Annotated in this window: 12 protein-coding genes; 10 read left to right on the forward strand and 2 right to left on the reverse strand. The window is 39.8% G+C overall.

Going from position 1 to position 13,821, the window contains the following annotated elements:
- Positions 1–106 precede the first annotated feature (106 nt).
- From gyrA to pyrF, 9 genes are all read left to right on the forward strand, one after another.
- Complete coding sequence (gene gyrA / locus AAEU28_RS00550) at positions 107–2,791, forward strand: DNA gyrase subunit A (protein WP_421962506.1); 2,685 nt, start codon at positions 107–109, stop codon at positions 2,789–2,791.
- A gap of 105 nt (positions 2,792–2,896) precedes the next feature.
- Complete coding sequence (gene serC, locus AAEU28_RS00555) at positions 2,897–3,976, forward strand: 3-phosphoserine/phosphohydroxythreonine transaminase (protein ID WP_421962507.1); 1,080 nt, start codon at positions 2,897–2,899, stop codon at positions 3,974–3,976.
- The gene (gene aroA / locus AAEU28_RS00560) at positions 3,976–5,256 is read left to right on the forward strand and encodes a 3-phosphoshikimate 1-carboxyvinyltransferase (protein WP_421962508.1); all 1,281 of its coding nucleotides are present in this window, start codon (positions 3,976–3,978) and stop codon (positions 5,254–5,256) included. The genes serC and aroA overlap by 1 nt, the downstream gene beginning before the upstream one ends.
- Before the next feature lie 154 nt (positions 5,257–5,410).
- Positions 5,411–6,124, forward strand: coding sequence for a (d)CMP kinase (gene cmk / locus AAEU28_RS00565; protein WP_349287301.1), 714 nt, complete (start codon positions 5,411–5,413; stop codon positions 6,122–6,124).
- Positions 6,125–6,216: 92 nt separating this feature from the next.
- Positions 6,217–7,884 (forward strand): 30S ribosomal protein S1, encoded by a 1,668-nt coding sequence (rpsA, locus tag AAEU28_RS00570; RefSeq protein WP_058029725.1) that lies wholly within the window; start codon positions 6,217–6,219, stop codon positions 7,882–7,884.
- A gap of 58 nt (positions 7,885–7,942) precedes the next feature.
- Positions 7,943–8,233, forward strand: coding sequence for an integration host factor subunit beta (ihfB, locus tag AAEU28_RS00575; RefSeq protein ID WP_404389479.1), 291 nt, complete (start codon positions 7,943–7,945; stop codon positions 8,231–8,233).
- A gap of 14 nt (positions 8,234–8,247) precedes the next feature.
- Positions 8,248–8,514, forward strand: coding sequence for a lipopolysaccharide assembly protein LapA domain-containing protein (locus AAEU28_RS00580; protein WP_138568557.1), 267 nt, complete (start codon positions 8,248–8,250; stop codon positions 8,512–8,514).
- The gene (locus AAEU28_RS00585; protein ID WP_404389476.1) at positions 8,514–9,650 is read left to right on the forward strand and encodes a lipopolysaccharide assembly protein LapB; all 1,137 of its coding nucleotides are present in this window, start codon (positions 8,514–8,516) and stop codon (positions 9,648–9,650) included. The genes AAEU28_RS00580 and AAEU28_RS00585 overlap by 1 nt, the downstream gene beginning before the upstream one ends.
- Before the next feature lie 32 nt (positions 9,651–9,682).
- Positions 9,683–10,387: an orotidine-5'-phosphate decarboxylase gene (gene pyrF, locus AAEU28_RS00590; protein ID WP_404389474.1), complete on the forward strand. Its 705-nt coding sequence runs from the start codon at positions 9,683–9,685 to the stop codon at positions 10,385–10,387.
- A gap of 58 nt (positions 10,388–10,445) precedes the next feature.
- On the opposite strand, the gene AAEU28_RS00595 is transcribed toward pyrF, so the two are convergent.
- On the reverse strand, positions 10,446–11,282 hold the full coding sequence (locus AAEU28_RS00595; protein WP_421963085.1) for a S1 RNA-binding domain-containing protein: 837 nt from the start codon (positions 11,280–11,282) through the stop codon (positions 10,446–10,448).
- Entirely contained in the window at positions 11,279–12,604 is a 1,326-nt protein-coding gene (locus tag AAEU28_RS00600) for a DEAD/DEAH box helicase (protein ID WP_421962509.1), read from the reverse strand. The genes AAEU28_RS00595 and AAEU28_RS00600 overlap by 4 nt, the downstream gene beginning before the upstream one ends.
- Positions 12,605–12,802: 198 nt before the next feature.
- Here AAEU28_RS00600 and AAEU28_RS00605 point away from each other — a divergent pair, with 198 nt between their 5' ends.
- Positions 12,803–13,792, forward strand: coding sequence for a rhodanese-related sulfurtransferase (locus AAEU28_RS00605; protein ID WP_421962510.1), 990 nt, complete (start codon positions 12,803–12,805; stop codon positions 13,790–13,792).
- The last annotated feature ends 29 nt before the right edge of the window (positions 13,793–13,821 follow it).

A 13,821-nucleotide genomic window follows, 5' to 3' on the forward strand; every position in this document is an offset into this window, starting at 1 on the left:
ATAATAATAAATCTGTGTTAGCATGGGCGTTGATATTAATAATAACTTAATCTCTAGGGCACTTGATAGTGCTAATAGAGATAGACTCTGAAGGAAAGTGCAATCAATGACTGATCTCGCCAATGAAATCCTCCCGGTCAATATCGAAGACGAGTTAAAAAATTCATACCTAGATTACGCGATGAGTGTAATCGTAGGTCGTGCATTACCAGACGTACGTGACGGTCTAAAGCCTGTTCACCGTCGTGTATTATTTGCCATGAATGAGCTTCGTAACGACTGGAATAAGCCTTATAAGAAGTCGGCTCGTGTTGTCGGTGATGTTATCGGTAAATACCACCCACATGGTGACAGTGCTGTATACGACACGATTGTTCGTATGGCTCAGCCTTTCTCTCTACGTTATATGCTGGTTGACGGTCAAGGTAACTTCGGTTCTGTTGACGGTGACTCAGCAGCTGCGATGCGTTATACCGAAGTGCGTATGGCGAAAATGTCGCATGAACTGCTTGCCGATCTTGAAAAAGAAACCGTTGACTATGTACCAAACTATGATGGTACAGAGCAAATCCCTGATGTATTACCAACTAAAGTACCTAACTTACTAGTGAATGGTTCTTCAGGTATTGCTGTAGGTATGGCAACAAACATTCCACCTCATAACTTAACTGAGGTGATCAATGGCTGTTTAGCGCTTATTCAAAACCCTGATTTAACGATTGAAGAGTTAATCGAATATATCCCAGGTCCAGATTTCCCAACTGCCGCGATCATTAACGGTAAGAAGGGCATCGAACAAGCATACAAAACGGGTCGTGGTAAGATTTACATTCGTGCGCGTGCTGAAATTGAAGTGGATGAAAAAACAGGTCGTGAGACTATTATCGTCCATGAAATTCCATATCAAGTTAACAAAGCGCGTTTAATCGAAAAAATCGCTGAGCTTGTAAAAGATAAGAAAATCGAAGGCATTAGTGCACTTCGTGACGAATCTGACAAAGACGGTATGCGTATCGTTATTGAGGTTAAGCGTGGTGAAGTGGGTGAAGTTCTATTAAATAACCTTTACGCACAAACACAAATGCAAACTGTATTCGGTATGAATATGGTTGCGCTAGATAATAACCAACCTAAGTGTTTCAACCTAAAAGAAATGCTTGATGCGTTTATTATCCACCGTCGTGAAGTTGTTACTCGTCGTACGGTATTCGATTTACGTAAAGCCCGTGATAGAGCGCATACACTTGAAGGTTTAGCAATTGCACTTGCGAATATCGACCCCATTATTGAGTTAATTCGTAAGTCTCCAACGCCTTCTGAAGCGAAACAAGCGCTTGTTGCTCGTCCTTGGGAGTTGGGTACAGTTAAAGCCATGCTTGAAAAGGCTGGTGAAGACAATGTTGCACGTCCTGATTGGTTAGCTGCTGAGCTAGGTATTCGCGATGGTCAGTACTATTTATCTGAACAACAAGCACAAGCTATTCTTGATTTACGCTTACACAAGCTAACAGGCCTTGAACACGAGAAGATCCTTGGTGAATATCAGGAGTTATTAGACCTAATTGCTGAACTGCTTTATATCCTTTCTTCACCAGATAGATTAATGGAAGTTATCCGTGATGAGCTTGTTGAAATCAAAGAGCAATATGGTGATGAGCGTCGTACTGAGATCAGTGCTGCTGCCCACGATATTAGCCTTGAAGATCTGATTAATGAAGAAGATGTTGTTGTGACACTTTCTCACGAAGGCTATGTAAAGTATCAACCATTATCTGATTACGAAGCGCAGCGTCGTGGTGGTAAAGGCAAAGCAGCTACTAAGATGAAAGATGAAGACTTCATCGAACGTTTGTTAGTTGCAAATACACATGACACCATTTTGTGTTTCTCAACAGCTGGTAGAATGTACTGGTTGAAAGTGTATCAATTACCTCTAGCTTCTCGTCAAGCACGCGGTAAGCCAATCGTTAACTTGTTACCGTTAGAAGCGGATGAGCGTATCACGACCATTTTACCAGTTCGTGAATATGAAGATGACAAGTATGTATTGATGGCAACGGCAAACGGTACTGTTAAGAAGACACCTTTAACAGCGTATAGCCGTCAACGCGCAAGCGGTATTATTGCAATCAACCTTAACGAAGGTGATAACTTGATCGGCGCTGACATCACAGATGGTAGCAACGATATCATGCTATTCACTGATCACGGTAAAGTAGTTCGATTCAACGAAAAGCTTCGTGATTCAGAAACAGGTGAAGTTAAAATTGACCCTGAAACTGGCGAAGAAATGCTGGCCTTACGTCCTATGGGCCGTACAGCAACCGGTGTTCGCGGTATTAAGATGCCTGACGGTGTTAAAGTTGTATCATTGATCGTGCCTAAGAATGACGGTGCAATCTTGACCGTTACTGAAAATGGTTATGGTAAACGTACACCACTAGAAGACTACCCAGCGAAGAGCCGTGCAACACAAGGTGTTGTATCAATTAAGGTATCGGAGCGTAACGGTAACGTAGTCGGTGCGGTGCAAGTTGAAGATAACCATGAAATCATGATTATCTCAAACCGCGGCACGCTTGTGCGTACCCGTGTTAACGAAGTTTCTACAGTAGGTCGTAACACACAAGGTGTTATTTTGATAAGAACTATTGACGAAGAACAAGTAGTTGGTTTACAACGTATCGAGGAAATCGAAGTTGATGAATTACCTGAAGACGGTTCTGAAGCAGTAGTGCAAGATAACCCAGAAGGTACACAAGAGAGTAGCGAAGATACTCCGAGTGAATAAATCTTAAAAAGCGGCTTCGGCCGCTTTTTTTAACTCTAAAAAGCGTGAAGTTATTTATAACGATAACTCAATGTGTTCACAAATATACAGTTTAGGAATGAGGAAATGACGGTATATAACTTTTGTGCTGGTCCGGCAATGTTGCCACCAGAAGTAATGAAAAAAGCACAACAAGAATTTTTAAATTGGCAGAACCTAGGTGTATCTGTCATGGAAGTGAGCCACAGAGCTCAGCCTTACCTAGAAATGGTAAAAGAGTGCGAAGCAAGCCTTCGTCGTTTAATGAATATTTCAGATGAATTTGAAGTTTTATTTATGCATGGCGGTGGTCGTGGACAATTTGCTGCTGTGCCTTTAAATCTTCACCTAGATGATGCTCCTGGTGTTTATGTTGAGAATGGTATTTGGTCTAGTGGCGCGACGACAGAAGGTGCAAAATTTACTGAAGTAGAAGGCATTAATATTCGCACTGATGTAGATGGTCAATTCGATATTCAGCCAGTTGCACAGTGGAACTTGCCAGAGAAAGCATCGTTTATTCATTATTGTCCTAACGAAACAATCGACGGTATTGAGATATACGATGTACCAAAGCACGATGCACCGATCGTGGCAGATATGTCTTCAATGATCTTGTCACGTGAAATCAATGTAGATGATTTTGATTTAATTTATGCTGGTGCTCAGAAAAATATCGGCCCTTCAGGTTTATGTATTGTTATCGTGCGTAAAACCTTGTTAAAGCGAGAAGGCTTACCACGTCCAGCTATACTTGACTATGCGATTGAAGCTAAACAAGGCAGTATGTATAACACGCCGCCAACTTTTGCTTGGTATTTAGCAAATGAAGTATTTCAATACCTAGAGTCAATCGGTGGTGTTAAAGCAATGGAAGCGCATAATAAGAAAAAAGCAGCGATCCTATATGACTATATTGACAGCTCAGACTTCTATTCTAATAAAGTTGCTACACACTGTCGCTCATTGATGAATGTCCCATTCTGGTTAAAAGATGATGCTTTAAATGATAAGTTCTTAGCTGAAGCTGAAAACGCAGGATTGTTAGCTCTTGAAGGACATAGGTTTGTTGGCGGTATGCGTGCAAGTATTTATAACGCAATGCCAGTAGAAGGTATTGAAGCTCTAGTCGCGTTTATGGATAAATTTGCACAGGAAAATAGTTAATGGAACAACTTACCTTAAAGCCAATTAAAAAGGTAAGCGGTTCAGTAACCTTACCTGGCTCAAAAAGCCTTTCAAACCGAATTTTGCTCCTTGCAGCACTTGCTGATGGTGTGACGCAAGTCACTAACTTGCTTGATAGCGATGACATAAGACACATGCTAAAAGCACTTGGACAGTTAGGTGTTAAAGTTGAACTTAACGAAGACAAGACCATTGCAACAGTGCATGGTGTTTCAGGCAAATTTAAAACGCCAGATGAACCGCTATTTTTAGGTAATGCTGGTACTGCATATCGTCCTCTGACAGCTGTTTTAGCCGCTATTGAAGGCAATTATGAGCTCATTGGCGAGCCTAGAATGGAGGAGCGCCCGATAGGTCATTTAGTTGATGCATTAGATTCTATTGATGCAGATATTACTTACCTTAAAAATAAAGATTATCCACCATTAAAAATCCTTGGTAAAAAGCTAGCAGGCGGACATGTAGGAATTGATGGCAGTATTTCAAGTCAGTTTTTGACAGCGATTTTAATGGCTGCCCCTTTATTCGGTGGAGATTTAAATATCTCTATAAAAGGTGAACTAGTTTCAAAACCCTATATCGATATTACAATAGGTGTGATGGCAAAATTTGGTGTGCATGTAGAAAATGACAATTACCAGCATTTTGTTGTTAAAGCAGGTCAAGGCTATCAGTCACCAAAGAGCATTATGGTAGAAGGGGATGCCTCATCTGCGTCTTACTTTATTGCTGCTGCAGCCATCAATGGTGGTGAAATAGAAATTAATGGCGTCGGCAAGGCAAGTGTGCAGGGAGATATTGGTTTTGCAACAGTCATGGAGCAAGTTGGCGCGAAGATCGATTGGTATGATGAAAAACTGGTCGTTCGCAAAGGCGAATTAAAGGGCGTTGATATCAATGCCAATGCAATTCCTGATGCTGCTATGACTTTAGCGACAGTGGCACTGTTTGCCAAAGGTAAAACGGCTATTAGAGATATATACAATTGGCGTGTAAAAGAAACAGATCGACTACATGCTATGGCAACTGAATTAAAAAAATTAGGTGCTGAAGTTGTTGAAGGTAATGACTTTATTGAAGTTACACCACCTGAAACATTGAACTTAGTTGATATTGATACTTATGATGATCATAGAATCGCCATGTGTTTTTCAATGGTCGCAGTGGGCGGCCAAGAAGTGATCATTAATGATCCAAAATGTACGGCGAAAACCTTCCCAACATACTTCGATGTACTTGCATCATTGAGCACTCATTAATCTCCCAAGATCTTGAAAAAGCAGGGTTATAACATTATAGCCCTGTACCTCAATTATATTATTTAACAAAAAGTTACAGCTAAAACAGGATCTATTCATAAAACATGATGTATAATGCCGCGGAATTTTTTGGTGAGCATTTCAGGAGGTTTAAATGCAGGCTGCAATGCCAGTTATCACCGTTGACGGTCCAAGTGGTTCAGGTAAAGGAACTGTTTGTCGTTTATTAGCTGAAAAATTGAATTGGGAAGTGTTAGATAGTGGGGCGATTTACCGCGTTTTAGCGCTTGCTGCAATTCATCACCACATAGAATTAGACAACGAAGAAGCATTAGTGCCTCTTGCTGCTAATCTTGATGTGCAATTTCCAATCGACCGTGAAACTAAATCATGTAAAGTGATTTTAGAAGGCGAAGACGTTAGTTTAACGATCCGAAATGAAGAAGTGGGCGCTGCTGCATCAAAAGTTGCTGCGTTACCACGAGTTCGTGAAGCTTTGTTGCGTCGCCAGCGTGCATTTAGAACCGAAGCAGGTTTAATTGCAGATGGTCGTGATATGGGCACAGTTGTATTTCCAAATGCAGAAGTTAAGATTTACCTTACAGCAAGCGCAGAAGAGCGTGCTCAACGTCGTTTCGACGAGTTGAATGGTCGTGGGTTAAATGTTACACTAAGTGGTCTTCTTGCTGATATTCAAGCGAGAGATGACAGAGATATGAATCGTAAGGTAGCGCCGCTAGTGCCTGCTGAAGATGCCATTGTAATTGATACGACAACATTAAACGCTGAACAAGTGTTTAATGAAGTTCAAAACATTCTTGAACAAGCCGTCATTAATGGTAAGTTAAAACAATCTCTTATAGCATAGATTTTTAATGTACTGACAGGAAGTCGGTGCTTGTTAAACTACCCCATGCGGCATGGTTGCCAATTGGATTATTAAATATTTAGAGACGTATAATGTCAGAAAATTTTGCGCAGTTATTTGAAGAAAGCCTAAAGGGTTTTGAAGCAGAACAAGGTTCAATCGTTAAAGGTACTGTTATCTCAATCGAGAACAACATCGTTCTTGTTGACGCTGGCCTTAAATCTGAAAGTGCAATCCCTGCTGAGCAATTCAAAAATGCTGCTGGTGAACTAGAAGTTGCTGTTGGTGATGAAGTAGACGTAGCACTAGATGCTATCGAAGATGGTTTCGGTGAAACTATCCTTTCTCGTGAGAAAGCTAAGCGTCACGAAGCTTGGATCCGTCTTGAAAAAGCATGTGAAGAGCAAGAGACTGTTACTGGTATCATCAATGGTAAAGTTAAAGGCGGTTTCACTGTTGAAGTTGATTCAATCCGTGCATTCCTACCTGGTTCACTTGTTGATGTTCGTCCAGTACGTGACACAACTCACCTTGAAGGTAAAGAGTTAGAGTTCAAAGTAATCAAGCTTGACCAGAAGCGTAACAACGTTGTTGTTTCTCGTCGTGCAGTTATCGAGTCTGAAAACTCACAAGAGCGTGATGAACTACTTGCTAACCTTGTTGAAGGTCAAGAAGTTAAAGGTATCGTTAAGAACCTTACTGACTACGGTGCATTCGTAGACCTAGGTGGTGTTGATGGTCTTCTACACATCACTGACATGGCTTGGAAGCGCGTTAAGCACCCAAGTGAAATCGTTAACGTTGGTGACGAAATCGCAGTTAAAGTACTTAAGTTCGACAAAGAGAAGACACGTGTTTCTCTAGGTCTTAAGCAACTTGGCGAAGATCCATGGGCAGCTATCGCTGGTCGTTACCCTGAAGGTGCTAAGCTTTCAGGTCGTGTAACTAACCTAACTGACTACGGTTGTTTCGTTGAAATCGAAGAAGGTGTTGAAGGTCTAGTTCACGTTTCAGAAATGGATTGGACTAACAAAAACATCCACCCTTCAAAAGTTGTTTCACTAGGTGACACTGTTGAAGTTATGGTTCTTGAAATCGACGAAGAGCGTCGTCGTATTTCTCTAGGTCTTAAGCAGTGTATTGCTAACCCATGGCAAGAATTTGCTCGCCTACAGAACAAAGGCGACCAAGTTACTGGTAAGATCAAGTCTATCACTGACTTCGGTATCTTCATCGGTCTTGAAGGTGGTATCGACGGTCTTGTACACCTATCTGACATCTCTTGGAACACTCCAGGTGAAGAAGCGGTACGTGAGTACAAGAAAGGCGACGAAATCACTGCAATCGTACTTCAAGTTGACCCAGAGCGTGAGCGTATCTCACTAGGCGTTAAGCAAATTGAAGCAGATCCTTTCAATAACTACCTAGACGCAAACAAAAAAGGTGCTATTGTTAAAGGTAAAGTGACTGAAGTTGACGCGAAAGGTGCAACTGTTGAGCTTATCGAAGGTGTTGAAGGTTACATCCGTGTAGCTGACATCGCTCAAGAGCGTGTTGAAGATGCAACAACTGTTGTTTCTGCAGGCGACGAAATCGAAGCTAAATTCGTAGGTGTTGATCGTAAGAACCGTACTATCAGCCTATCAGTTAAAGCTATGTTCGAAGCTGAAGAGAAAGAAGTTCTTGAGAAGCTTAAGAAAGAAGAGCCAGCATTCGAAAATGCAATGGCTGCAGCTTTCAAAAACGCTCAGAAAGACTAATTTCGAGTACAGATAGAAAGGGCACTTTTGCCCTTTCTTTTTATTTTGAGGAAAAATTATGACAAAGTCAGAATTGATAGAACAGTTAGCTGAACAACATATTCATATTCCTGTGAAGGACGTTGAAAATGCCGTTAAAGAGATTCTTGAACAAATGGCAGGGTCATTAGCAGATTCAGATCGCATTGAGATCCGTGGATTTGGTAGTTTTTCGCTACATTACCGTGCCCCTCGTACTGGTCGTAACCCTAAGACTGGTGAAACAGTTGAATTAGATGGTAAACACGTCCCACACTTTAAGCCTGGTAAAGAGCTTAGAGACAGAGTAAACGCAAGTATTGCAGGTTAAGGGTAGGGTAGCAGTTGGTAAAGATCGCCAAAAAAGGATTGTTGTTAGTTCTAATAGTTTTAGCTTTTGTAATAGGTTCACAAAACCCTTCAGAAGTACAAGTAAACTATATATTAGCGAGTAGCACTTTACCTCTTGCCACTATTCTCGCAATCACATTTATTATTGGGTTGTTGATTGGTTGTTTAATCGGCACTGCTTCAGTTTCTAAACTTAAATGGCAGAATTACCGTTTAAATAGAAAAGATAAAGTAAACGCTGATCAGATAAATACTCAATAATGATAGAACTGCTGTTTTTACTTCTTCCTGTTGCTGCTGCTTACGGTTATGTAATGGGTAAGAATAGTGCTAAAAATCAAGCTCATGAATACAGCAGAAAAATCACGTCCGAATATAGTAAAGGGCTAAAATTCTTACTAGACCGTGAAGAAGATCAGGGTCTTGAACACCTTATTCAACTTCTTGAAGTTTCTGCCGACTCTGTCGAGCATTACCTTACTTTAGCCAGTTTATTTCGCAAACGAGGCGAAATAGATAGAGCAATCAAAATTCATGAACTCCTTCTTAATCAGCCTAATTTAGATGAACGCATCATGTCTGATTGCAGACTAGAACTTGCGCAAGATTACATTATGGCTGGCTTATTAGACAGCGCCGAAGAGCATTTAATTATTCTAGTTAAGTCGAATAACACGCAAGCACTAGAGCCAATTATTAATTTATATTCACAAATGAGCGAATGGCAAAAAGGCGTGAATATGTTTGAAGCTCACAGTGACTTATTTAGTAAAAGAAGTCATTGTGCCGCAATCGCAAACTTCTATTGTGAAACCGCATTATCTAATCAAACGCCTAAATTAATGGAAAAGACGTTTGCACTAAACCACAAAACAATTCGCCCTATGTATGAACTTGGTTTAGATGCTTATAACAATGAAGATTATGTGAAGAGTATATATTATTGGCGAAAACTCATTTGTAGCTTTACTGATACAGCGCCAATTTATATGGAACAACTTGAGCATAGCTATAATGCACTTAATTTACAGTCTCAGTTTTATGAATTGATCAGTGAATTATTGCCAAAGGGCGGTATGCTGATAAAAATAAAACATTGCCAATCTTTATTGGAATTAAATAAAGCAAATGAAGCGATAGAATTTCTAACTGATAGTTTAAAACGTGAGCCATCAATTAGAGGTTTTAGTTACTTATTAAAACTGCTGAGTAGTAAAAACCACAAACTACAAGATGTATTAAATGAGATAGATCATTTAGTTACATCCTACATAAATACTAAACCAGAGTATCAGTGTCGTCACTGTGGTTTTACAAGCCATAAATTATATTGGCTTTGCCCTTCTTGTAAGCATTGGGAAACTATACGACCAAATAAAGGCGTTGATGGTTTTTAAGGCTTACTTAACTTTATTCGATTAGGATTATTATGTCTCAACACGATTCTAAAAAAGTATTAATTGCGCTTGATTATGACAATGAACAAGCAGCATTAGACTTTGTTAAGCAACTTTCTCCTCAAACGTGTCGCCTTAAAGTCGGTAAAGAAATGTTCACCTATTTCGGTCCTCAGTTTGTTAAACAGTTAGTTGACTTAGGTTTTGATGTATTCTTAGACCTAAAATTCCATGATATTCCTAATACAGTTGCTAAAGCTGTAACAGCTGCTGCTGAGCTAGGTGTGTGGATGGTTAACGTGCATGCAAGTGGTGGTCTAGAAATGATGCAAAAAGCAAAAGAAGCTTTAGCTAAATATGAAAATGGTCCATTACTGATTGCTGTGACTGTTCTAACAAGCATGGATCAGGCACAGTTATCACGTTTAGGTGTTGATAAAACGCCACAAGAGCAAGTTTTATATCTTGCCAAGCTTGCACAAGAAGCAGGCCTTGATGGTGTCGTATGTTCAGCTCAAGAAGCTGAAAGCTTAAAAACTGAATTGGGTGCGGATTTCAAATTAGTGACACCAGGTATTCGTCCTGTTGGTGCAGATGTTGGCGACCAAAAGCGTATTATGACACCAAAGAAAGCGGTCGAAGCGGGAAGTGATTATTTAGTAATTGGTCGACCAATTACTAAAGCTGAAGATCCTGTTAAAGCGTTAGAAGCCATTAATTTGGAAATTAACGCTTAAATTGATTGACGAAAATATAAAAGGCAGCGCAAGCTGCCTTTTTCTTAAATAGTTATTTTTACTTTTCTTTCAAAGAAATAGACTTAGCTTCGATATCAATCAAGCCTTGTTTAAACAAACCGCCGATGGCTTTTTTAAAGTTTGCTTTACTTGAGCCAAAACGTTTCTTAATTTCTTCAGGATCAGATTTATCGCCAAGAGGAATAAAGCCCTCTGAGTTTTTAAGTTCAGACAAAATCTGCTCACCAAGATCTTTAAATTTTTGCACGCCTTGCTTTTCAAGTACGACATCTATTTTGCCATCTTCTCTAACTTGTTTGATAAAGCCTTTTAATTTCTGACCGATAAACAGTCTTTTGAAAACGGTATTGAAAAACACAACACCTGTATGGCTGTCATTAATGATAACTTTAAAGCCAATATCTGTTTTAGAAGCAACGATTAAATCGACTTCTTCGTTTGGTTGATATGACGGTGTTTCTTTGTCTAAAAATTTCTTTAAGTTACTAGAAGCACAAATACGTTTGCTTGCATTATCTAAATATAATTTAACAAGATAACTATAGCCTTCACGCATTTTTGGCTTTTGTTCATTGTAAGGAGACAAAATATCTTTATCGATACCAATATCTAAGAAAGCACCAATCTTATTTATTTCTTTAACTCGTAATAAAGCGAAATCGCCTACTTGAGCAATTACATCTTTAGTCGTAGCAGTAGGGTGACCTAAATTATCTTGGTAGATGAAAACCTGAACACTATCACCTTCTTCTAAATACTCTGATACTTCAGATTTTTTCAGAAAAACTTCGCCTAGTTGACCGCCGTCTAAATAAGCCCCTTCAGCGCAAAGTTCTGTGATTTGTAAATGTTGTTTTGTGCCTAACATAATTATTCCTCAGTTGGCTTTGGCTTACGTCTTAATGGTGCTGCACCATCCACGTCGAATGGCGCAGGGATAGGCTTTTTATTTTTCTTAATCGGTTTTTTATATGGTTTTTTCTTAACCTTTTTAACCGTATCTTTTGATTTTGAGGTAATATTTTTGGCCGGTTTTGGTGGTCTGAGGCCTTTAAATTTGCCTTCTAACCCTTCAATGACTTTAAAATCAGGGATTTCATGTAAATATGACTTAATGGCAAGGTAGCTCTTCCAATCTTTAGGACCTACGAATGATACTGCAACACCTTTAAAGCCAGCACGACCGGTACGACCTATTCGGTGTACATATTCTTCAGCTTGTTTAGGAAGATCGAAATTAATAACATGCGTGACGCTTAACAAGTCAAGACCCCGTGACGCAACGTCTGTGGTCACTAATACTTTAAATAAGCCGCGACTAAAAGAATCCATAATATCTAAGCGTTTGGCTTGCGTTAAATCACCCGCAAGACCTACTGCAGAGATATCCATTTCTTTAAGTAGTTCACTAATGCGCTGCGTGTCGTTTCTTGTGGCTGTAAAAATGATGCATTGACCAACAGAGGCATCAGTAACTAAATGTTTGAGAAGTGCTTCTTTGTGATCAAGGTGATCTGCAAAATATAGTGCTTGCTCAATGTCGTCGTGTTTCTGCTGCGCATCACTCAAAATGATGCGTTTTGGTGCTTTTAAGAGCTGACGAGAAGTGACTTCAACTTGTGCATGATCTAAAGTCGCTGAAAATAGCAATGTTTGCCTTAGACGATGATCAGCTGATTGGTTGATTAAGTTTAATTGTTCTTCGAAACCTAAATCTAACATGCGATCAGCTTCATCGAAAATAAGCAGTTCTAAACCGTTCAATTGCACGGTGTTTTGAGAAAGGTGATCAGCCAAGCGACCAGGTGTAGCCACAACAATGTGTGGGTTTTTACGAAGCGCTTTCACTTGGTCATTAAAGTTCTCACCGCCAAGGATCTTTACTAAAGAAATATTGGTGCTTGCAATTAACAGTCGACATTGATTAAAAACTTGGGTCGCGAGTTCACGTGTAGGTGCAATGATAAGCGCTCTTGGATCGCGCTTACTTAGTGCTTTTTGTTTCATTATTCTGTGCACTGCAGGCAGTAAGAAAGCTAATGTCTTACCTGAACCAGTTTTAGATTGTGCAAATACATCGTGACCTGCGATTGCAGTCGGAACGGCCTGAGCCTGAATTTCAGTAGGTGAAACTATCCCTTGGTGCGAAAGTTGTTGAGCCAAGCGGCTATCAATACCTAATTCGGTAAATTGCAAAGTTACTACTCCAAATAAAGTTTAAGCAGCAATTATATCAAACAGAGTTGTGCAACACAGGGATATTTTAGCTTTATTAGTGCATTTTTTTGTTAAATCCGTACAATACCGCCTCCGGCGCCGGATTTACGATCCGGTAGTTAGCTATTAGTCGTGCTTAAGAACTAATAGCCTTATTCAAAGCTAATTAGGAATATTATGTCTGCTCAATATGTTGTATGTGCACTTTATAAATTCGTTTCATTACCAAACTTCAAAGAAATTCGTCAGCCTCTTTTAGAAGTTATGGAAGCAAATGAAGTACGTGGTACTTTGCTTCTTGCTGCTGAAGGTATTAACGGTACTGTTGCTGCAAAACGTGAAGGTATCGATACATTACTTGCTTGGTTAGATGAGCAACCAGGTTTAGATAATATTGTTTCTAAAGAGTCTTACGACGAAACGTGTCCGTTCTATAGAACAAAAGTAAAACTTAAAAAAGAAATCGTGACTATGGGTGTCGAAGGTATCGACCCGTTAAAAGTGGTTGGTTCTTACGTTAAGCCACAAGATTGGAACGCGCTTATTTCGGACCCAGATGTTGTTGTTGTTGATACTCGTAATGATTACGAAATTGAAATCGGCACGTTTAAACATGCTATTGACCCAAATACTAAGACTTTCCGTGAATTCCCTGAGTGGGCAGAGAAAAACTTAGACCCAGCTAAAAATAAAAAAGTAGCGATGTTTTGTACTGGCGGCATTCGTTGTGAAAAGTCGACTGCTTATATGAAAGAGCAGGGCTTTGATGAAGTTTACCACTTAGAAGGCGGTATTCTTAAGTACCTTGAAGAAGTACCAAAAGAAGAATCTTTATGGGAAGGTGAGTGTTTTGTATTCGATAACCGTGTAGCCGTCGATCATGACTTACAAAAAGGTCAATACGATCAGTGTCATGCTTGTCGTATGCCAATCACCGATGAAGAAAAACAAAAGCCTGAATATGAAGAGGGTGTTTCTTGTCATCACTGTATTGATAATGTAACTGAAGAGCAGCGTGCACGCTTCGCTGAGCGCCAAAAACAAATGAAATTGGCGCAAGAGCGTGGCGAAGGCCATATAGGGCATGAAGCTCAAGAAGCTTTACTACAGCGCAAGCAAGCAAAACAGCAGCAAAAAGAAGCTCAACGAAAAGCTTTAAAATCATAATTAAGAAAGCGCTCAATTGAGCGCTTTTT

It is taken from the genome of Pseudoalteromonas sp. SS15 (assembly GCF_049257195.1).
In the GTDB taxonomy this organism is placed as follows: domain Bacteria; phylum Pseudomonadota; class Gammaproteobacteria; order Enterobacterales; family Alteromonadaceae; genus Pseudoalteromonas.